Source organism: Blautia sp. LMAG:89, assembly GCF_008679485.1.
Lineage (GTDB): Bacteria > Bacillota > Clostridia > Lachnospirales > Lachnospiraceae > Blautia_A > Blautia_A fusiformis.
This window is the reverse complement of the sequence record NZ_NANC01000012.1, coordinates 50482-69915: the sequence shown is the minus strand read 5'-3', so window position 1 is coordinate 69915 and position 19434 is coordinate 50482. Positions and strand designations below refer to the sequence as shown.

Here is a 19434-nt window from a genome sequence, read left to right as displayed (position 1 = left end):
ATTTGCAAATATTAACTCCGCTTCCTCTTTAATATAGTTATTATACACTATATTCCACAAGTTTTCCAGCTATTTTCGCAATTTTGTCAGCAATTTAACAAAATATTCCGGAAGTGGGGCTGTAAATTCCATATATTCCCCGGTACGTGGATGAACAAATCCAAGGATCATTGCATGAAGTGCCTGTCCCTCCAGATGATAGGGATTTCTGGATGAACCATACACCGTGTCCCCAAGAAGCGGATGTCCGATACTGGCCATGTGCACACGGATCTGGTGGGTACGACCTGTTTCAAGACGACATTCCACATACGTGGCCTCGCCAAAACGTTCCAGCACTTTGTAATGTGTTATTGCATCTTTACCATTTTTATGATTGATGGCCATTTTTTTACGATCTGTCGGATGCCGTCCAATAGGTCCCTCTATGGTTCCCTCATCCTCTTTCAGATTTCCCTGCACAACTGCCCGGTAGCGTCTGCGGATACTGTGACATTTCAGCTGTTCTGCCAGATCCCGGTGAGCAATATCATTTTTGCATACCAACAGTGCCCCGGTGGTATCCTTATCAATTCTGTGGACAATTCCAGGCCGCATCACTCCGTTAATACCGGAAAGGCTGTCACCACAATGTGCCATAACAGCATTGACCAGTGTTCCCTGATAATGCCCGGCTGCAGGATGTACAACCATCCCTTTGGGCTTATTAACGATCAGTACATCTTCATCCTCGTAAAGAATATCCAACGGAATATCCTCCGGAACGATATCCGGCTCACTGGAATCCGGGATCTCCAGATGGATCCTGTCATTTTCACGGACCTTATAATTAGATTTGGCAGCCTTCTCTCCCACGGTAATCTGTCCTTCTTTCAGAAGTTTCTGAAGGAAAGACCTGGAAAGACCGCTGTCTTTCTCAGCAAGATAGCGGTCGATTCGTATACCTGATTCTTCTTTTTCTACTGTATAATCATATATTTCCATTTATATCTCCTACAAGAACAGATAAATGCATTATATCTCTGCCCGGATCACTGTTTGATATTCAGAAACGCAAAATCATCATCTCTGTATTTCGTGCATACAAACAGGATCAGAAAAATTCCACTTACAACCACATAAACATCCGCAAGATTAAATACCGGAAAATCGATCAGGGAGAAATAGATAAAATCGATCACATACCCTCTGAAAAAACGATCGATAAAATTTCCCAGTGCACCAGCTGCAAGTACTGTAGCAATGGTGAGCAACGGCAGATAAAACCGCTCTTTCGGAATACGGATCCATGCATAGAGGATCACTCCCAGAAACAGTACACTCACAATGGCAAAAAAGAGTACACTTCCCTGAAACATTCCAAACGCAATTCCCCTGTTTTCCGGATAGAGATAATGAAGTTCAAGTACGCCAGGAATCAGCGAAACCGATGGTTGTCCTTTCAGATACAGATATGACAGCCATTTTGCTCCCTGATCCGCAGCCACGAGTAAGATCAGCAAAAAAATGTCCCCCGACATACACTTACTAAAAGACATTTTCTGATGATGGTTAACACGACTGATCATAGAGTTATCTCCTGAATACAGGAAAGCATTTCTTCATCGGTAACTGTTTTGTCGATAAAGCTTTTTCCGATACCATCCATCAGGATAAACCTGATATGTCCCTGTTCCATTTTTTTGTCTTTCTTTGTTGCGGAAAGAACTTCTTCCGGGATAAGACCATCTACATGCACCGGAAGATCGTAATCCGAACATCCCTGGCAGATTTCCTGATATTCCTCTTTGGTCAGAAGTCCTCGTTTCATGGAAAGATATGCCGCTGCCACCAGTCCGACTCCCACACACTGTCCGTGGAGCAGGGTGAAATTCTTAAGTTTTTCTACTGCATGCCCCACAGTATGTCCCAGGTTAAGAAGCGCACGCTCTCCCTGTTCCTTAGGATCACGCTCCACAACGCCTGCTTTGATCTCACAGCATCTGCGTACCATTCTGGCAATCTGTTCCATATCCAGCTTTTTGATCCCTTTCTGCTCACAGCATACATAGCGGAAAAAATCTCCATCACAGATCAATCCTGTTTTTAAAATCTCACCCATTCCGCAGGCAAACTGTTCTGCCGGAAGCGAAGAAAGAGTGCTTAGATTCATATATACAAGACGTGGCTGGTGAAAAGCTCCTACCATGTTTTTGTACTGCTGAAAATCTACGCCAGTTTTTCCGCCAACGCTGCTGTCTACCTGTGCAAGCAGTGTTGTCGGTACCTGAATGAAGTCAATCCCCCTGAGATAAGTTGCCGCGCCAAATCCGGTAAGGTCCCCTACCACACCACCGCCTAATGCAACAAGCAGACTTTTTCGGTCAAGACCATTTTGGATCAGGGCCTGATACAATGCCGAAACGGTATTAAGGTTTTTGTTTTTTTCTCCTGCCTCAAAGGTGAACACAGAAATATCGGAACTTACCTCACTTAAAACCTGCTTTACAGATTCTTCATACAGTGGTCCCACATTAGAATCTGTTACAATGCAGATTTTTCTGTCAACAAGTCCTTCTTCCTTCATAACCTGTGCCAGATTAGAAAAATCTTCTTCAAAACAGATGGGATAATGGAAATCACCTTCTCGTTTTACAAGTAATTTTGATGCTGTCATTGCGTTTTCCTCCTAGCTGTTCAGATATAAAGCAGAATCCGTACCCCAAGACGTCCTTTTTTTGTCTGACGGGATACTCCATCATAAATAAAACGTCCCTTTTTCCGAACGGATATGATGTCTCCCTCTTTGGGCTCATAACCATTGGATGTGATCAGTTTTCCATTTACAAAAACAAGCCCTTCTTCAATACAATGCACAATACTGCTTCTGGAAGTCCCAAAAGCCAGTGCAATCAGAGAATCCAGGCGTACGGACGCACAGGTTCCACTAACTGGTTTCAGTTCCGGCCTCGGAAGATCACCCGGATCTTCTATCTTCGACGCCACAACTGTGGTATGTCTTACACGACACAGATTCTCCAGAAAAAAATCTGTCATCTGACGCAGACAGAAAAAGCTCGCAGTATGATCTTCTATAAGAATATCCCCAACAACACTCCTGTCAACCCCAAGATTCAGGATCGCTCCCAAATAATCCCGATGTGTCAGATCTTCTGAAAATTTCACTGCTTTTGGCTCAAGCCGGATACAATCAATGGGATAATCCCATGTAAAAGCAAGAGCATCAGGGTGAAAGGCTACCATCTGACGCTCTGCATTCTCATATCCGCCAAAACCTTCCGCTGTAACACCCAGCTTATGAAAATTCTGACTGTTTAAAATATTTCGTTCATTTAAATTAAGAAAATCCGTAAATGTGGTAATATCTCTCTGATAGGCCAGATTTGCCAGTTCACGGATTCTCTTAACAAAAAGTTCTTCTTTATCCATGAGGTTAATAACCCACTCTAACAGACGGCACAGAACCGCCAAGGATATTCTGAAGATCACCTGTAATATCTACATTATATGGTCCAAGTACAAAAATATAGCTGGATACCTGCTGAAGGCTTCCTCCAAGTGAATAACATGCACCGGAAGTAAAATCGATGATCCTCTGTGCAAGCTCCACATCGATTCCTTCAAGATTCAGGATCACGGTAGAATTATCGACCAGTGTATCCGCAATTTCTCTTGCTTCCTCCATGGTTGTAGGCTTGATCACACAAACTTCCATATTTGCAGCCTGGGAAGAACGCTTGCTTGTACGCATTGGGGTAATCTTGGAAGAAGGTGCCGGTCTGGAAATACGTTCCTGCCTTGTCGGGGCCTTGGCTGCAGCTGTCTTTGCAGATGACTTGGCAACAGGTGCCTTAACCGTTTCATCTTCCGGCTCATCATCCAGAAAATCCTCTTCCTCGTCATTTTTTTTCTTGGAAAATTTCTCAAAAAATTTCTTCTTTGGTTTCTCTTCCATATCATCATCTTCATCGAGGAAATCGTCATCATAATCGTCCTCATCCTCAAGAAGGCTATCATCTAACAATTCGTCATCGTCATAATCGTCGTTCAGTTTGATGGCATCTAAAAACTTGTCTAAAACGCCCATTTTAAATCTCCAATCTTATTAGTCTTATAATGCGTAATTTCTTGCACCAAAAATACCAGTGCCTACACGCACCATCGTAGCGCCCTCCTGTACGGCAACCATGTAATCTCCGGTCATTCCCATACTCAGAACACTCATAGTAACATTATTAATGTTTTTAGCAGCAATGTCAACACTTAATTTCTTAAGTTCACGGAAAATTTCGCGATTTTCCTCTGCATTATCAACATAGGGAGCAATTGTCATGAGCCCCTTTATCCGAATGTGTGAAAAATCTGCGATCTGTTCTATAAGCGGTAAAACTTCTTCCGGTTTCAGACCAAATTTACTTTCTTCCTGCGCTACATTTACTTCTATAAGGATCGGAACAATAACCGCTTTTTTCGCTGCTTCTTTTTCAATCGTCTCGGCCAGGCGAAGCGAATCTACAGAATGGATCATTGCAACTTTATCCACAATATATTTTACTTTATTACGCTGAAGATGTCCGATCATATGCCATTTGACATCTGAAGGCATCTGATCATATTTATCCACGATCTCCTGCACTTTGTTCTCTCCAAAGACACGTGCTCCGGCATCATAAGCCTCCTTCAGCATCTCCACCGGTTTGGTTTTGCTTACTGCGATCAGTGTGACTTCATTCGGATCTCTGTTAATTTTATTGCAGGATTCATTAATATTTTTCTGCACCTGTGCCAAATTTTCCGCTACCATGATATAAATCCTCCTTTAATCAGTAAAGTATATCCTGTTCACTTACTTTATCTGCATTTTTCACAATACGGTCATATCGGACAAGCCCATTATAGGTTTCCTTTGATACAACCGCATATTCCTCATTTTCATCCAGGATCTCGATCCGGCGGAATACCGCATATCCCTGATTGACACAGAAAACTCCCTCCAGAACTTCTGTATCTCCGATGATAAACTTCTCTCCACTATCCGGATCAACAAGAGCATCGCCTTCTTTAAATTTATTCTTGTCTACGTAATAAATATAGCTTGTTTCCTGTGTTTCTTTGTCTGTGATCTCATCACGGCCATAGATACCGGCACTGACAAAGGTTGTCGTACTGTCGCCCTTTTTATTTCTGCCGGAAAGCATAAATCCGGACTGCTGTGTTTCATCATCCGTCGTAAGATATTTGGAAGGTATTGCATAAAACTCCTTCGTTACAATAGAAGATAACGGGATCTTTAAACCTGTCACATTGTTCGTGACAAGTTCTATTTCCAGAAACCGGTCTGACGCATATCGGATCAGTCCCTTATTAAAATCAATCTTACCGTATTTAGCCCCATCGATTTCCATGATCGAAAAGTCTCCTGTCTGCGTCAGATCATCTTTCAGGAACTTGACGCGGATCGATGTACGCTCCTTCAGATTAGCAGCCTGCTTCTCACTTAAAGGGATCAAAAGACTCCAGCGTTCATCTGTAATGATCGTATAAATATCATCTCCGGCCTTTATCTGTCCATCTGTTTTCAGATCCGTTTCCTGATAGGAATTCTGATCAAAATCAGCAGCTGTGACATTATCAACGGTTTTGGTTTCGTAGCCATCTGTAGAATACAGGATGATCCCATCTGTCTGCGCACGGCGGATATTCGGATCACTGGAAACTATAGTTGTAACTGTGGCTTCCTCTCCATCTTCAGACGTCGTGCTTGCAGAAGAAGCTCCCGAACTGTCTGAAGCATACTGAAGGATGCTTCCATTGAGCTGATATTTAAAACTATAGGCACTGTTGAATTTGCTGGGATCAAATCCTTTGGAAAAGCTTTGCATATTACTGCGTATATCCGCCAGCTCCTCTCTGCTCAGAGAGGTTACATTGTCTGCAGATCTTGAACTGTTCAGGCTGTAGACAGCACCGTTGGCATTAATCTTGGTACCTTCCCTTGCGTAATATGTAACGTAACCGCCCGCATCTGCCTGCACTACGTTCTCTGTCATGATCGCCAGCCCTGTGTATGTCTCATTCATGGATAACGGACCGGAGGGAACCTGATAAGATTCCATATGAGAAGCTGTAAGATAAAGAATCACACTAAAGATCATATAGATAAAAATTGCTCCGAACATTACAGTTCCAATGTTCAGACCAAAAATTTTACGAAGCTTTGCTAAGAATCCCGGAGTTTTTCCGGAATGTACTTTATTATCCGGCAAATGAATGCCTCCTTTACATCGTTCATCTCTTAAAGTTCGTTTTATTGTAACATTTTATTTAAATGAATACAAGCTTTAAAACGTGCGAACATACTTTCCGAATATCCGTTTGCCATTTTTTCAAAAGTATGTTATACTATTCAAAATATAATTTCGTGATGCTGTCATATTATGGTCGACAGCAGATAAAATCAACCCAGGGAGGTAAGTACACATGACATATGGCAGAATCAGTAAAAAGCAGCAGGAAATACTGGATTATATGAAAAATGAAATCCTTAACAGAGGTTTTCCGCCCTCCGTCCGTGAAATCTGTGAAGCAGTAAACCTGAAATCCACATCTTCCGTTCACTCCCATCTGGAAGCTCTGGAAAAAAACGGATATATCCGCAGAGATGCCACCAAACCCCGTGCGATCGAGATCATTGATGATAATTTCAATCTGGTTCGCCGCGAGGTTGTCAATGTTCCTCTTGTAGGCACTGTTGCTGCCGGACAGCCGATCCTGGCAGTGGAAAATATCGATGCTTACTTTCCGATCCCGGCTGAATATATGCCCAATGAACAAAGTTTCATGCTGACTGTCAAAGGCGACAGTATGATCAATGCAGGTATTTTTGATGGAGATCAGGTCCTTGTAAAGCAGCAGGCAACAGCAGAAAACGGCGACATGGTAGTTGCTCTGATCGATGATTCTGCAACAGTTAAGACTTTCTACAAAGAAAATGGTTATTATCGACTTCAGCCGGAGAACGACAATATGGAACCGATCATCATCACCGGTAATCTGCAGATCCTCGGCAAAGTATTTGGTGTATTTCGTTTCTTTTCATGAAAATATAAACAACAGATCCCAATGTAATGTAATCTAAAAAGAGAGATATCTTTAAGGTAGCTGTACAGCCCCACAAAGATATCTCTCTTTTCTTTTTCAGCAGAAAACTTCTGCTTTTTGATTCCCTCTTATTTAGTTAACATAATATTTTTACAGTAAACTAATATAACAAATTTTACTCATTCTCACCAAGAAATTCTTCCGCATCAAGAATCTTGCCGTCTCTCCAGATCCTCTCAAGATCGTAGAAAAGTCTGTTTTCCTCATCAAAGATATGGATGATCATGTCACCGTAATCCATGAGGACCCAGCTGGAGTTTCTGGTTCCCTCGATCTGTTTTGCTTCATATCCGGCACGGCCAAGCATTTCATCTGCATTGTCAACCATTGCCTGTACCTGATTCTGGTTGGAAGCACTTGCGATCACAAAATAATCTGCGATCACGGAAACCTCATGGATATCAATGATCTTGATATCCTTTGCTTTTTTATCATCCAGTGCCTTGCAGGCGATCCGGACCATCTCTTTTTCGATACTCATAGAATTTTAATCCTCCTGTCTGTTGGCTGCATCCTGCATTTTTCTGTCATGGAGTTCTTTATAATAAACATAAGCATCCCTGGTCGTACTGTCGATTTCCTTGGGATTTTCCTCCAGATATTCCAGTGTATCCTTTAAAATCTCATACATACACTCATCCAGATCTTCAAAAGCAATCTTTCGCACCTTCGCAAGATTCGGAGCTTTGTCACGCATTGGTTCAATATAGTCTGAAATATATACGATCTTCTCAAGAAGGCTCATTCCCGGTCTTCCTGTTGTATGATAAGTGATCGCTGTCAGGATCTCTTCGTCTTTAATATCATATTTACTGCTGGCCACATAAGCCCCCAGTTTGGCATGAAGAAGAAACGGATGATCCTTTTCAAAATCTGATACCGGAATATCATGCTGGCTGCACAGCTTCAGTTTCTTTTTATTAGGAATACACTTTGCACTGTCATGAAGAAGTCCTGCAGCCTGTGCATCCTCCAGATCATAATCATAAACCATGGCAAGCGCAGCACAAGTGTACATAACCCCCATTGTATGCTCAAATCTGGCCTCATCCAGATATTTGGAAAGTTTCTTTTTTATCTTGATAAAATCATATTTCCCCATCTGAATCATTTCCTTTATAGATATCGTTTTTCTCAATATAGGAAATCACAGGCTGGGGAACATAATAGCGGAGACTCTGCCCGCTTTCATGCCAGGAACGGAGCAGCTCACTGGAAACATCAATATTCATGGTATCCAGTCGAATAAAATTCCCGTTATACTTCTGTGACAGAAGTTGCATCTGCTGATCAAGTTCCTTCAATGGAGTATGATCTCTGGTTGCCACTACCAGTACTGCTTCCTGACAAATGCGTTCCGGTTCCATCCAGGTATCAAAATTAAAAAGCGAATCTGCACCGATGATAAAATAATACTCTGTGTCCGGATTCGCTTTATTCAGCTGTTCCAGAGTCCGGTAAGTATACGTATAGCCTTCCTCATGCATCTCGATCAGAGACAGCTCAAAGTGAGGATTATCCTCTATGGCAAGACGGACCATTTCCGCACGCTGTTCATCAGTCGCTCTGCCCTTACGGTTCCGTTTATGAGGTGGATTTCCGCAGGGCATGAACAAAACTTTATTAAGCTCAAGCTGTTCATAGGCTTTTTCTCCCAGGATCAAATGCCCCATATGAATGGGATCAAAAGTACCACCCATGATTCCTATTTTTTTTGTTGCTTTGCTCATTTATAACCTCCCGAGATTACGGAAGAATAATTTTTTTCTTGTCCTTTTTACCTTCTCTGTAGAGAACGATCTTTTTACCGATCACCTGTACTACCTGAGATCTTGTTCTCTCTGCAAGAACCTGTGCCATTTCACGTGGATCCTCCAGACAGTTCTGAAGAACGCTGATCTTGATCAGCTCTCTTGCTGCAAGAGCTTCCTCAACAGCAGCGGTATTTTCAGGAGTAAGACCACCCTTGCCAAGCTGAAGGATCGGATCCATTGTCATGGCAAGGCCTTTTAAATATGCTCTCTGCTTACTTGTCATTGTCATACCTCTTATTTATAATAATCAAAATCAAAGCCATACATACGAACCGTGTCGCCTTCCTGGATACCGGCTTTTTCCAGTTCCTCCAGGATACCGCCCTCTTTCAGGAATTTCTGGAAGAAGGCAAATCCCTTTTCAGAATCCAGATTTGTATAGCCAAGCATTTTTTCAATCTTAGGACCTTCCACAAGGAATACTTCCGGATCTTCCTCGCTGCGCTCCACAGTAAACGGAAGATTTTCATTTACAAGAACATCTTCCGGGAAGAATTCCTGTTCAAACACTACCGGTTTCATCGGGCTCTTATCCAGAAGCTCTTTCACATGGAAAAGGAGTTCTCTAACACCCTGCCCGGTAACGGCTGAGATTGGATAAACCGAAATACCCTGTGGCTCAAATTCTGCTTTCAGTTGATCAATAGGGCTTTCTTCGCCATCATCAAAAATACAGTCAATCTTGTTAGCTGCGATCACCTGCGGTCTTGCTGCAATTTCCGGATTGTAGGCCTCCAGTTCTTTATTGATCTTGTGGATATCCTCCACTGGATCACGACCTTCTACGGAAGCGGCATCTACAATGTGGATGATAACTCGTGTACGCTCAATATGACGGAGGAATTCATGTCCAAGTCCCACACCTTCTGATGCACCCTCGATCAGTCCCGGGATATCAGCGATAACAAAACCACCGTTATCAGTATCTACAACTCCAAGATTAGGGCTCAACGTTGTGAAATGATAGTTGGCGATCTTCGGCTGTGCATTTGTCACACGGGAAAGGAAGGTAGATTTACCTACATTCGGAAAGCCTACCAGACCAACATCTGCGATCACTTTAAGCTCAAGGAGAACCTCAAGTTCCTGAGCCGGCTGTCCAGGCTGGGCATATTTCGGTACCTGCATGGTAGCTGTTGCATAGTGCTGATTGCCTTTTCCACCACGACCGCCTTTTAATACGATCTGTCTGCGATTCTCACCGGACATATCCGCGATGACCTTGCCGGATTCCGCATCCATGATCACCGTACCTTCCGGAACCTTCAGGACCACATCCTTACCGTCTGCACCATGGCAGCGTTTTTTACCGCCTTCCTGGCCATCCTCAGCTTTATATTTTCTTCTGTGTCTGTAGTCTCCGAGAGTATTCTGGCCCTCGTCAATCTCAAAAATCACATCACCACCACGGCCACCATCGCCGCCATCCGGCCCGCCATTGGGTACATACAGCTCACGTCGGAAGCTTACATGTCCGTCGCCGCCTTTACCGGAGCGGATAATGATCCTTGCTCTATCTGCAAACATATTACACCTCTATTCCAAAAAAAGGCTCCAAACCGGATCGATTTGAAGCCTTTTACCTATTTCATTACTCTGCGTCTACAGGAACGATAGAAACCTGTTTCTTATCGCGACCTTTTCTTGTGAATCTTACGACTCCGTCTGTAAGTGCAAATAAAGTATAGTCTTTACCGCAGCCTACGTTTTCACCTGGGTGAATCTTGGTTCCGCGCTGTCTGTAAAGAATGTTTCCGGCTTTTACAAACTGTCCGTCTGCTCTTTTCGCACCTAATCTCTTAGACTCGGAATCACGACCGTTCTTTGTAGAACCAACTCCCTTTTTATGTGCGAATAACTGAAGGTTCATCTTCATCATTGTTGTTACACCTCCTTGACTTTTACTGTCAAATATCGATTGTTATAACTACCAGCAATTTCCGTCAGACCGAGAAGTAAGGAATCCATAAGGAGCATCCCCCGTTCAGAAAGATCATTTCTGAAATGAATGGAAACAAATCCATCCTTTTCCTGCACATCAAATTTATCATCTGTGAATTTCTCAAGAGAATTCACCGTGGTAATGATCAGTGCAGATACCGCAGCACAGACAATATCCTGTCCGGCTTCTGCATAACCGGCATGTCCCTTCGAAATAAATTCTTCGTAAGATCCGTTTTTCTTTCTGACTTTAATTGTAATCATGATGACACCAGATTAACCGTTAATCTTTTCGATCTTAACCTTGGTGTACTGCTGTCTGTGTCCGTTTTTCTTGTGATATCCAGTTTTGCGTTTGTATTTGTAAACGATGACCTTGCGATTCTTACCGTTTTCAACTACAGAAGCGGTAACACTGGCATCTTTTACATCCTCGCCAACCTTTAATCCGTCATTGCTGACTGCGATTACGTTGTCAAATGTTACGGTTTCACCAGCTTCTACACCGAGCTTTTCAACTTTAATTACGTCACCCTCGGCAACCTTGTACTGTTTACCACCTGTTGCAATAATTGCGTACATCTGTGGCACCTCCTAATTATTTACTCGCCAAATTCGGTGGCTCCTGTTCTGAAACTGAAGCTCTTTAACCTCTTTGTGCGGCATACTCGATTATCATAACAGTGACATACTGTTATGTCAATAGTTTTTTTGATATTTTTATTATTTTTTTGTAAGCTCCCGAATGTCCTCGATCACCGGACGTCTTACTTTCTTTCTGGTCATTTCCAGGATATGCAATGGTGTGATATCAATGGCCCTGCTCTTTATCGGATCTTTTCTGAGGAGCTTCTGTAAAACATGAAAGAGTTCATCTCTGTGATCCGGATTTTCCATGTTGATAAAATCGATCAGGATAATACCTGAAAGATTACGCAGCCGTAACTGCCGGCCGATCTCCGCAGCCGCTTCCAGATTGATCTTACGGAAGGTTTCTTCCATTTTCTTCTTTCCGGTATATTTTCCACTGTTTACATCAATGGATACAAAGGCCTCCGTCTGCTGGATCACCAGAAATCCGCCGCTGTTCAGCCATACTTTTTCTTTCTGGATCGCATCCAGTGCGGTTTCCACGCGATACAGCTTATAAAGCGGAAGAAGTTTGTCCTGATAAAAACGAAACTTTTCTTTAAGCTCCGGGCTGATCTCTTCCAGATATCCCAGGATCATTTCTCTGATTTCCGGCACATCGGTAATGATCTCATCCAGGTCACGACCATAAGCATCCCTCACAGCAGCCACATAAAATGGTTCTGTCTCCAGTACAAGACTGAAACAGGTACGGTTCCGTCCCTGAACTACGGCTTTATGGTAGCGGCCCTTCAGCCACTCCAGTTCCTTCAGGATCTCTTCTTTGGAAGCGTCTGCGGCATTGGTCCGGACAATGATACCGAATTCCTTATCCGGACGCTCTGCTTCCTCTTTCAGCCATCCGCTGAGGCGATGGCGATCTTCCAGTGCCAGCTTGGAAGACAGACCAAACTTTTTATCGCCTGTAGTGAGAACAAGATATCTTCCCGTAAAATTCAGATTGGATGTCAGTGCCGGAAGTTTTCCCTTCATGGCATCCCTGCTCACCTGTACCAGGAGCTCATCTCCAGGCCGCAATGGTCCGTTTCCTTTTCTTCCTGCGGAAAAAACAGCTCTCTGTGCCTCTGCAAGAGAATAGTAGCATCTCTTTCCAGGCTCGATCTGCACAAAAGCCGCCTGGATATTGGATGCGATATTTTCGACCTGTCCGGTGTATATATTTCCAAGAATGGATTTTTCCTGATCGGATTCCAGTCGGATCTCAACGATCCGTTCCTCCTCCGAAAGAGCCGCTACTGTACAGGGCACACCATGGATCTCCATTCTTGTTATGATCAGTTTACTCAATTTCCTCACCTAATGATTCCAGAGTCACAAAACGTGGGCTTGCATTTTCTCCTTTATCGGCATACATTTCCAGACGTTTCACTGTGAAGGCAAATTCCGGAAGTTCTTCTCCAATCCAGTGGAAAAATGTGTTTGTTACCATCTCCGGCTTCGTATAATTAGAGCTTGCAGATGCCAGCATATAAAAGAACCCATTCTCTCTTACTTCCATTTTATAGATATTCGGACGAAGATCGATCTCCTTTTCGCTGCGCTTGGTCTGCTTGGTCACTTTGATCTCCGGCTGTGCCAGAAATTCTTTCACACGGCTTTTCCAGTCAATAGAAGGCTCTTTGCCCGGACGGAATTCCACAAGATAATCTGCTGCTGCCACCAGTGCCATCGCTTTACCCGCTTTTCCATCCTCTACCTTGCGGACGCTAACGATATGCATCCCCTCTGCCATCTGTTCCTCCAGACGGGCTGCGATCTCTGCAGTAGGCATATCTTCTGCCATTTCCAGGTCAAAATAATCTCCGAGACTCTCCATCCCCACTCCAAGTGGAACCGCAAAAGACATGATCATATGCGGGCTGTATCCACCGGAAAACGCTACCGGAAGCTCTGCACGACGAAGTGCTTTCTGGAAATAACGCATGGTATCCAGATGTCCCACAAACTTCATAGGGCCCTCTTTGCTGAATTTAATTCTTACCTTCAAGGCAGACACCTCCTTTAAATTTCATAGCTCCACATGCAGAACATTTCTGACGGCAGTTTTCCGTCACAACACCCTCTTTTGCACGCTGCCATTCACGCTCCAGGAATCTGCGGCTGACACCGGTATCAATGAAATCCCATGGAAGGATCTCATCCAGGCTTCTTTCACGAAGTGTGTAGAATGTCATATCCACTCCGCATTCAGCCATAGCTTCCTTCCAGATATCATAATCAAAATTTTCTGTCCAGGCATCGTAAAGGGCACCTTTTTCATAAGCTTTTAAAATTACATCCGCACAGCGTCTGTCACCACGTGCAAGGAAACCTTCCAGCGCTGTTACATCCGGTTCATGCCAGTTATAACGGATACTTCTCTGATTCAGCTGGGCGCGGACTTCATTTTTAACCACCTTGGCTTTTTCCACAAAATCCTGCTCTGTATACATTGGTGCCCACTGAAATGGGGTAAACGGCTTCGGCACAAAGAAAGATGTGCTGACGTTGATCTGTACCTTACCTTTACGCTGTTCTTTCGGAACTACCTCATAATAGGTCTCTGCGATCTTCTGTGCCAGATGAGCAATCCCTTTCATATCGTCTTCTGTTTCTGTGGGAAGACCGAGCATAAAGTAAAGCTTCACCTGATTCCAGCCACCCTTGAATGCTTCGCCCGCACCATGGAGGATCACTTCCTCTGTCAGACCTTTGTTGATAACGTCACGAAGTCGCTGAGAACCGGCCTCCGGAGCAAAAGTCAGGCTGCTTTTCTTTACATCCTGCACTTTACTCATAACATCCAGTGCAAACGCATCGATCCTGAGAGATGGTAAGGAAATATTAACAGCCTTTCCATGAAACTCTTCGATCAGGAAGTTTACCAGTTCTTTCAGCTGGGAATAGTCACTGGAGCTTAAGGAACTAAGGGAAATCTCTTCGTGTCCTGTATTTTTCAGCATGATACGCGCCGATTCCTTCAAAGTCTCCACATCACGTTCACGGGTCGGACGATAGATCATACCTGCCTGGCAGAAACGACAGCCTCGAATGCATCCTCTCTGGATCTCAAGAGTTACACGATCCTGTGTTGCCTTAATGTGAGGAACGACCGGTGCCTCCACAGCACGATATTCCTTTTCCATATCAATGATCAGCTGTTTCTGGACCTTCTCAGGAACACCATCCGCCGTCGGTGCAAAGGATGCGATCGTACCATCTTCTTTATAGGTAACTTCATAGAGAGACGGAACATAAATTCCAGGAATCTTAGCTGCTGCCAGAAGGAAATCTCTCCTGCTGCCTCCAACCTTTTTATTGGCCTTGTATGCATCAAAAAGTGCATCATAAACCGTTTCCCCTTCTCCGATATAAAACATATCAAAAAAAGGTGCCAGCGGCTCCGGATTATACGCACAGGCACCGCCACCAATCACAATAGGGAAATCCTCACCACGGTCTGCGCTCTTCAACGGGATACCACTGAGATCCAGTACCTGCAGAATATTGGTGTAGCACATTTCGTACCCAATCGTAATTCCAAGAAAATCAAAATCCCGGATCGGTTCCTGGGATTCCAGTGCAAACAACGGAATCTTCTTCTCCCTCATCACCTTATCCAGATCCGGCCATGGAGAAAAGAGACGCTCACACCATACATCCTCACGCTGGTTGAACATGTTATAGAGAATCATCATGCCCAGGTTTGACATGCCGATCTCGTAGACATCCGGGAAGCACATTGCAAAACGAATTTCTACCTCATTTTTATCTTTCATTACAGAGTTGACTTCGCCGCCAATATAGCGGGCAGCTTTATCAACTTTGAGCAAAATTTCATCACTTAATGCTAATTTTCTCATTCTATTCCTTTCTAAAATTAGTAATATTTCACAAAGAATTTAAAGATATAAAATTCAGTGAAACATCAAAAATGTTTATATTTGTAAGCCAATTCTTGTGTAAAAAGTTGCTATAAAATGATGCCCAAAACCCCGTTTGGTCAAAAATGGACATTTTTTCAACTTGCCAACAACGGTTATCATTACCCTCAAACAGTTAATATCCTGCGGATTTTCGCGAACTTATCGTAAAGAAAAATGGCATTTTGTATATTAAAATACAATACAATGCCAAATATCACTAATAGCACAAAATTGACATACCTTCTCCCTATTATAATCATCTATGGTTAGGATTTCAAGAAAATTGTGTTCTTAACTGTATATAGCGATTGCATCCTTGTGCAGGGAGAATAATCCGGATCCGGACTCCAGTAAGGTTTCCTGGCATTTCATCAGTATTTAAGAAGAAATTCCACCATCTGCGTATTTGCACATTTACTTTCCTCCATTTCAGGAAAAGTTGTACTAAAAGCATGCGGAAGTTTTTTGTCCACCTCATAATCTTCAAGATGACAGATCACACCGGCTTTTTTTATCGCTTTTGCATACTGTCTGCTGTAATTTCGAAGAGTATCTCCATAAGCTGTGACCAGAAATGACGGTGGCAGGTTTCGGATAATTTCTTTGAATACATTCCACTTGCCAGACCCAGCGCCCGAATTTTCAGATCATTTGGAACAACCTGAAAAGCCTTTGCCAATTCAGGACTTTTTAACATAGCGGCCAGATATACGCACAGGCTCGCCCCCGCACTGGTTCCTGTCATATAAATATGTTCTCATTCACCATCATAGGTTTCAAAATATCTCTTTGCATTTCCCATTCCTGTCATCAGATCCTTAAGAATCTGCGGAAACAACGCTTCCGGTATTTCGGGGACGGTAAATATCCATGAAATGACAGGGCTTTCCATCTCCCATATAGTCAATGTCACAAATGAGTTCCACATCTTCCGGAAACGGATATTCCGCTTCATGTTTTTTCAGAAAATTATCAAGAAGTTTTTCTTTTTTTGCGGTTTGCTGTGCAATCATTTTATTAAACATGATTTCCCCTCCAGCTATGAAACAATCTACTATTAATACAAATGAATTTTCTTCTCTACAAGTCTGTCACCTTCATACTGCAATTTTACAGAAAAAAAGCGTTTTTCTCCTGAAAGGAGCAGATCAAGAAATACCTGATCCCCCTCCCATGCCGGAAGATTCGGCACCATGGCTTTGTCAACCCAGCAAAGTTCTCCCTCATCACATTCAATCAGTTCTCCTGTATATTCATCGGCCGTGAACACACACATAAGTTCTGATTCGCATTCACTGTTTATAAATGTCACCAGGCCACGGAACTTATAGGAGGTAAGTGTCAGCCCTGTTTCCTCTTTCACCTCACGAACAAGGCATTCTTCCGGAGTTTCCTGACTTTCCACATGCCCGCCAACGCCGATCCATTTGCCCTCATTCATATCATCCTGTTTTTTTACTCTGTGAAGCATCAGGAATTTATCATCGTTTTCTATATAACATAATGTCGTTGTCGTCATTTGATCCCTTCTTTCAGTTCCATCATCCTGCCACTGCCAGTGTGATATAAACCAGGATTGAGACCACACAATACAGAGAATTTGTTGTGGATGCATAAGCACTGCTCTCTTTCTTTCTCAGAAAAGTCTGCATACTGAATGTAGCAGGCGAGGACATATATGTAATAACCGCCAGGTTCAGAAGCCTGGAACCTCCTACCAAATATTTTACTGCCATGAGAACTCCCGCAATCATCACTGCCTGCAAAAGGACTCTCAGCAATATGGTTTTGAGGCAGGGGCTGATAAGTTCCGGCGCAAGTTCCATACTGTACCCAACTACAATAAGAATAATCGGCGTAATGGCCGTTGTCAGAATATTCTCCACACTGAGATAACAATTGCCAAAAGGACTGTCCAGAAGCCGGGTGATCATTCGTGTCAGTCCCACAATAATTCCAAGAACCGTTCCTATAAAAGCAGGGGTTCGCAATGCACTGTAAAACAGGCTTTTTGCATTGATCTTTTCCCCGTTTTCCGTCTGTCCCAGCATTCCCATATACACACTGAATCCAAAAAGAAGTCCCGCAATATCCAGCACTGCAATCTGTGAAAGATTTTCGCTGCCACAAAGACTTGTATACAACGGGTAAGCCATCATTCCACCTTCATAGATACAGATCAGAAACGGAAGATATTTCTTATATGGCTCGTCCATAAATCTTTTCATCCAGAATCCTGCCCCAAATGAAATCAAGAGCATCACAAACATGATCAGAACCAGAATTCCGATCTTTCCACTGTACTCTGCTGTTGCCAGTGCATGAAAAATTGCCACAGGAAGCATAATATTTGTTACCAGTGTTTTCATGTTATTGACACCACTCTGATCTAAAAGTTTCCATTTTCTGCACAGGATTCCAAGAATGATCATCGCCAGTACAGGCAAAACAATCTCCAAAACTTCCATCCCTCTGTCTTCCTCTCCATTGTCTTTAATCTTTTGTTTTTATCTGTTTCTGTGCATCTGCAAAATCTCCATCATCACTTCATATACCGCCATATTCTCTCTCACCACCAGAGCCAGGCTCTCTTTCGCCTGATTCAAAAGATGAAAAAGTTTTCGTACACTGGAATATTTTTCCGCAGAGCACCTGGATCTTAAATATCCTTTTTCGTCGTAATAATACTGTTCATCCAGCAATACAACGATCTTCTCCGCATCTCTCACTGCCTGGATACCAAGCTGTCCAGAACCCTCTGGCATCCGCTGCTGATATCCCTGTCCCGCAAAATCATTCAGAAAATTTTCCACCTCGCGGTCATTATTGGCATACACCACTGCAATATGCGGATACCATCTGGGGCTTCTTTTTTCCGGCAGGTGCATCATGTTCTGGATAAAAGAGGAAAGTTCCGCATTGGTACGGATCCGGTTTGTCAGATGGAATTTCTGGATCTCCGACAGATTTCCCAGGCTTTCCACAATGCTACGATCCATCTCTTCCGGTGAGATCACATCCTCGGAATCACTGGAAAAGATCACCGGCCTGTTCTCACTCCATGTAAGCAGAACCGATAATTTTTCCAGGGACAGAAGATGTGCTTCATCTACCAGAATGCTGCTGTAACAGCCAAGATCCGTCGTTCCGTCCAGCTGAGTATCTGCCAGAAAATCTATCCGCCGCAGACGTTCATGAAGAATCTTCCATTCTTTTCCCGCCTCTCCACAGTGAATGATACAGACTCTCTGGCGCACGGACAACTTCATCGCAATATCATAAAGCAGCAATGTTTTTCCGGTTCCTGGAAGTCCGCTGAACCAGAAATATCCTCCTCTTTCTCCACGTATTCTCTTCAGAATCTGCCGTTCAATATCTCTCTGCTGGGAAGTAAGGAAATACTCTTTTTTGAGAAAACGCTCCGGTTCTGTCAGCGGAGAGATCAGATAAAGCTCTGCCTGAAACAGATCCTCGATATCTCCCTCATAGTCCGGGCTTTCTTTCCCCAATGCAATACATAGCTGTTTCCAGTCCCCCTCCACAATGTGATCATGATTGGTCAGTCTCACCAGATGATCTTCACTGCTGATATAGGTATACGACAGGATCGGTTTTCCAAAAACAGACAGATAATACCGGTTCTGGATCAGCTGTCTCCGGATAGCCTCGTCCGACACAATGCCGCTTTTCAGTTCAATATTCACGATCTGGTCATCTTTGATCTGAAGAAGATCGAACTCCTTTCCAAGCTTCGGGATCTGAAACGAATAGAAAAAGCGCAGCTTATACACTTCCTCCATATGCAGTTCCAGTTGCTTCACCAGTGCTTTCATACTTTCCAGTTCCCACTCTTTGATCCTGAGAAAAAAATCTCTGCCGGAAAGCTGGCGTTCCAGCTTCTGGACACATTCCATATTCTGATTTCTTGTAAGTGCATAGATCGATATTGCCTTCATATTCCA

General features: G+C 43.4%; 24 protein-coding genes. 1 reads left to right on the top strand and 23 read right to left on the bottom strand.

What is annotated here, in order from left to right:
• Positions 1-69: 69 nt before the first annotated feature.
• The 7 genes from CCC70_RS13445 to CCC70_RS13415 all read right to left on the bottom strand — a co-directional run bounded on the left by CCC70_RS13445 (position 70) and on the right by CCC70_RS13415 (position 6266).
• Positions 70-984 (bottom strand): RluA family pseudouridine synthase, encoded by a 915-nt coding sequence (locus CCC70_RS13445; protein ID WP_015525156.1) that lies wholly within the window; start codon positions 982-984, stop codon positions 70-72.
• A 47-nt stretch (positions 985-1031) separates the two neighbouring features.
• Positions 1032-1502, bottom strand: a complete 471-nt coding sequence (gene lspA / locus CCC70_RS13440) for a signal peptidase II (protein ID WP_242872557.1) — start codon at positions 1500-1502, stop codon at positions 1032-1034.
• A 62-nt stretch (positions 1503-1564) separates the two neighbouring features.
• Positions 1565-2656 carry a 3-dehydroquinate synthase gene (gene aroB / locus CCC70_RS13435; RefSeq protein WP_092069990.1) on the bottom strand — a complete coding sequence of 364 codons (1092 nt, stop codon included), beginning with the start codon at positions 2654-2656 and terminating at the stop codon, positions 1565-1567.
• A 20-nt stretch (positions 2657-2676) separates the two neighbouring features.
• On the bottom strand, positions 2677-3429 hold the full coding sequence (locus CCC70_RS13430) for a YlmH family RNA-binding protein (RefSeq protein ID WP_021652062.1): 753 nt from the start codon (positions 3427-3429) through the stop codon (positions 2677-2679).
• Positions 3430-3433: 4 nt separating this feature from the next.
• Complete coding sequence (locus tag CCC70_RS13425; RefSeq protein ID WP_287085048.1) at positions 3434-4087, bottom strand: cell division protein SepF; 654 nt, start codon at positions 4085-4087, stop codon at positions 3434-3436.
• A 24-nt stretch (positions 4088-4111) separates the two neighbouring features.
• Positions 4112-4804, bottom strand: coding sequence for a YggS family pyridoxal phosphate-dependent enzyme (locus CCC70_RS13420; protein WP_015525161.1), 693 nt, complete (start codon positions 4802-4804; stop codon positions 4112-4114).
• A gap of 19 nt (positions 4805-4823) precedes the next feature.
• The gene (locus CCC70_RS13415) at positions 4824-6266 is read right to left on the bottom strand and encodes an HlyD family efflux transporter periplasmic adaptor subunit (protein ID WP_270389436.1); all 1443 of its coding nucleotides are present in this window, start codon (positions 6264-6266) and stop codon (positions 4824-4826) included.
• A 214-nt stretch (positions 6267-6480) separates the two neighbouring features.
• Here CCC70_RS13415 and lexA point away from each other — a divergent pair, with 214 nt between their 5' ends.
• Positions 6481-7101, top strand: coding sequence for a transcriptional repressor LexA (gene lexA, locus CCC70_RS13410; RefSeq protein WP_015525162.1), 621 nt, complete (start codon positions 6481-6483; stop codon positions 7099-7101).
• A 175-nt stretch (positions 7102-7276) separates the two neighbouring features.
• On the opposite strand, the gene rsfS is transcribed toward lexA, so the two are convergent.
• The 16 genes from rsfS to CCC70_RS13335 all read right to left on the bottom strand — a co-directional run bounded on the left by rsfS (position 7277) and on the right by CCC70_RS13335 (position 19428).
• Entirely contained in the window at positions 7277-7642 is a 366-nt protein-coding gene (gene rsfS / locus CCC70_RS13405) for a ribosome silencing factor (RefSeq protein WP_015525163.1), read from the bottom strand.
• A 6-nt stretch (positions 7643-7648) separates the two neighbouring features.
• Positions 7649-8263 (bottom strand): bis(5'-nucleosyl)-tetraphosphatase (symmetrical) YqeK, encoded by a 615-nt coding sequence (yqeK, locus tag CCC70_RS13400; protein WP_015525164.1) that lies wholly within the window; start codon positions 8261-8263, stop codon positions 7649-7651.
• Positions 8250-8891, bottom strand: a complete 642-nt coding sequence (gene nadD / locus CCC70_RS13395; RefSeq protein ID WP_287085047.1) for a nicotinate-nucleotide adenylyltransferase — start codon at positions 8889-8891, stop codon at positions 8250-8252. The genes yqeK and nadD overlap by 14 nt, the downstream gene beginning before the upstream one ends.
• Before the next feature lie 16 nt (positions 8892-8907).
• Positions 8908-9198 carry a ribosome assembly RNA-binding protein YhbY gene (gene yhbY, locus CCC70_RS13390; RefSeq protein ID WP_021978046.1) on the bottom strand — a complete coding sequence of 97 codons (291 nt, stop codon included), beginning with the start codon at positions 9196-9198 and terminating at the stop codon, positions 8908-8910.
• A gap of 11 nt (positions 9199-9209) precedes the next feature.
• Complete coding sequence (gene obgE, locus CCC70_RS13385; protein ID WP_114001606.1) at positions 9210-10502, bottom strand: GTPase ObgE; 1293 nt, start codon at positions 10500-10502, stop codon at positions 9210-9212.
• Positions 10503-10566: 64 nt separating this feature from the next.
• The gene (gene rpmA, locus CCC70_RS13380; protein WP_015525168.1) at positions 10567-10854 is read right to left on the bottom strand and encodes a 50S ribosomal protein L27; all 288 of its coding nucleotides are present in this window, start codon (positions 10852-10854) and stop codon (positions 10567-10569) included.
• 5 nt (positions 10855-10859) lie between these two features.
• The gene (locus CCC70_RS13375) at positions 10860-11180 is read right to left on the bottom strand and encodes a ribosomal-processing cysteine protease Prp (protein WP_015525169.1); all 321 of its coding nucleotides are present in this window, start codon (positions 11178-11180) and stop codon (positions 10860-10862) included.
• Between the two features lie 12 nt (positions 11181-11192).
• Complete coding sequence (gene rplU, locus CCC70_RS13370) at positions 11193-11498, bottom strand: 50S ribosomal protein L21 (protein WP_015525170.1); 306 nt, start codon at positions 11496-11498, stop codon at positions 11193-11195.
• 141 nt (positions 11499-11639) lie between these two features.
• Positions 11640-12863 (bottom strand): ribonuclease E/G, encoded by a 1224-nt coding sequence (locus tag CCC70_RS13365; protein WP_334296286.1) that lies wholly within the window; start codon positions 12861-12863, stop codon positions 11640-11642.
• Positions 12847-13563, bottom strand: coding sequence for a TIGR03936 family radical SAM-associated protein (locus CCC70_RS13360; protein WP_334292737.1), 717 nt, complete (start codon positions 13561-13563; stop codon positions 12847-12849). The genes CCC70_RS13365 and CCC70_RS13360 overlap by 17 nt, the downstream gene beginning before the upstream one ends.
• Positions 13538-15409, bottom strand: a complete 1872-nt coding sequence (locus tag CCC70_RS13355; RefSeq protein ID WP_270389444.1) for a TIGR03960 family B12-binding radical SAM protein — start codon at positions 15407-15409, stop codon at positions 13538-13540. The genes CCC70_RS13360 and CCC70_RS13355 overlap by 26 nt, the downstream gene beginning before the upstream one ends.
• Positions 15410-15843: 434 nt before the next feature.
• Positions 15844-16068 carry an alpha/beta hydrolase gene (locus tag CCC70_RS16755; protein WP_442859737.1) on the bottom strand — a complete coding sequence of 75 codons (225 nt, stop codon included), beginning with the start codon at positions 16066-16068 and terminating at the stop codon, positions 15844-15846.
• Positions 16069-16290: 222 nt separating this feature from the next.
• The gene (locus CCC70_RS13350) at positions 16291-16497 is read right to left on the bottom strand and encodes a hypothetical protein (protein WP_287085045.1); all 207 of its coding nucleotides are present in this window, start codon (positions 16495-16497) and stop codon (positions 16291-16293) included.
• Between the two features lie 32 nt (positions 16498-16529).
• A complete protein-coding gene (locus tag CCC70_RS13345) occupies positions 16530-16991 on the bottom strand; it encodes an NUDIX hydrolase (RefSeq protein ID WP_022427260.1) in 462 nt (153 codons plus the stop codon).
• A 22-nt stretch (positions 16992-17013) separates the two neighbouring features.
• Positions 17014-17940 carry an AEC family transporter gene (locus CCC70_RS13340; protein WP_022427259.1) on the bottom strand — a complete coding sequence of 309 codons (927 nt, stop codon included), beginning with the start codon at positions 17938-17940 and terminating at the stop codon, positions 17014-17016.
• A 39-nt stretch (positions 17941-17979) separates the two neighbouring features.
• On the bottom strand, positions 17980-19428 hold the full coding sequence (locus CCC70_RS13335; protein ID WP_287085044.1) for a DNA/RNA helicase domain-containing protein: 1449 nt from the start codon (positions 19426-19428) through the stop codon (positions 17980-17982).
• Positions 19429-19434 lie beyond the last annotated feature (6 nt).

What these genes read in the sequence shown, in the direction of transcription:
- CCC70_RS13445 (WP_015525156.1), bottom strand. Translation starts at nt 984, where the DNA reads ATGGAAATATATGATTATACAGTAGAAAAAGAAGAATCAGGTATACGA.
- aroB (WP_092069990.1), bottom strand. Translation starts at nt 2,656, where the DNA reads ATGACAGCATCAAAATTACTTGTAAAACGAGAAGGTGATTTCCATTAT.
- CCC70_RS13430 (WP_021652062.1), bottom strand. Translation starts at nt 3,429, where the DNA reads ATGGATAAAGAAGAACTTTTTGTTAAGAGAATCCGTGAACTGGCAAAT.
- CCC70_RS13425 (WP_287085048.1), bottom strand. Translation starts at nt 4,087, where the DNA reads ATGGGCGTTTTAGACAAGTTTTTAGATGCCATCAAACTGAACGACGAT.
- CCC70_RS13420 (WP_015525161.1), bottom strand. Translation starts at nt 4,804, where the DNA reads ATGGTAGCGGAAAATTTGGCACAGGTGCAGAAAAATATTAATGAATCC.
- lexA (WP_015525162.1), top strand. Translation starts at nt 6,481, where the DNA reads ATGACATATGGCAGAATCAGTAAAAAGCAGCAGGAAATACTGGATTAT.
- rsfS (WP_015525163.1), bottom strand. Translation starts at nt 7,642, where the DNA reads ATGAGTATCGAAAAAGAGATGGTCCGGATCGCCTGCAAGGCACTGGAT.
- yqeK (WP_015525164.1), bottom strand. Translation starts at nt 8,263, where the DNA reads ATGGGGAAATATGATTTTATCAAGATAAAAAAGAAACTTTCCAAATAT.
- nadD (WP_287085047.1), bottom strand. Translation starts at nt 8,891, where the DNA reads ATGAGCAAAGCAACAAAAAAAATAGGAATCATGGGTGGTACTTTTGAT.
- yhbY (WP_021978046.1), bottom strand. Translation starts at nt 9,198, where the DNA reads ATGACAAGTAAGCAGAGAGCATATTTAAAAGGCCTTGCCATGACAATG.
- obgE (WP_114001606.1), bottom strand. Translation starts at nt 10,502, where the DNA reads ATGTTTGCAGATAGAGCAAGGATCATTATCCGCTCCGGTAAAGGCGGC.
- rpmA (WP_015525168.1), bottom strand. Translation starts at nt 10,854, where the DNA reads ATGATGAAGATGAACCTTCAGTTATTCGCACATAAAAAGGGAGTTGGT.
- CCC70_RS13375 (WP_015525169.1), bottom strand. Translation starts at nt 11,180, where the DNA reads ATGATTACAATTAAAGTCAGAAAGAAAAACGGATCTTACGAAGAATTT.
- rplU (WP_015525170.1), bottom strand. Translation starts at nt 11,498, where the DNA reads ATGTACGCAATTATTGCAACAGGTGGTAAACAGTACAAGGTTGCCGAG.
- CCC70_RS13355 (WP_270389444.1), bottom strand. Translation starts at nt 15,409, where the DNA reads ATGAGAAAATTAGCATTAAGTGATGAAATTTTGCTCAAAGTTGATAAA.
- CCC70_RS13350 (WP_287085045.1), bottom strand. Translation starts at nt 16,497, where the DNA reads ATGTTTAATAAAATGATTGCACAGCAAACCGCAAAAAAAGAAAAACTT.
- CCC70_RS13345 (WP_022427260.1), bottom strand. Translation starts at nt 16,991, where the DNA reads ATGACGACAACGACATTATGTTATATAGAAAACGATGATAAATTCCTG.
- CCC70_RS13340 (WP_022427259.1), bottom strand. Translation starts at nt 17,940, where the DNA reads ATGGAAGTTTTGGAGATTGTTTTGCCTGTACTGGCGATGATCATTCTT.
- CCC70_RS13335 (WP_287085044.1), bottom strand. Translation starts at nt 19,428, where the DNA reads ATGAAGGCAATATCGATCTATGCACTTACAAGAAATCAGAATATGGAA.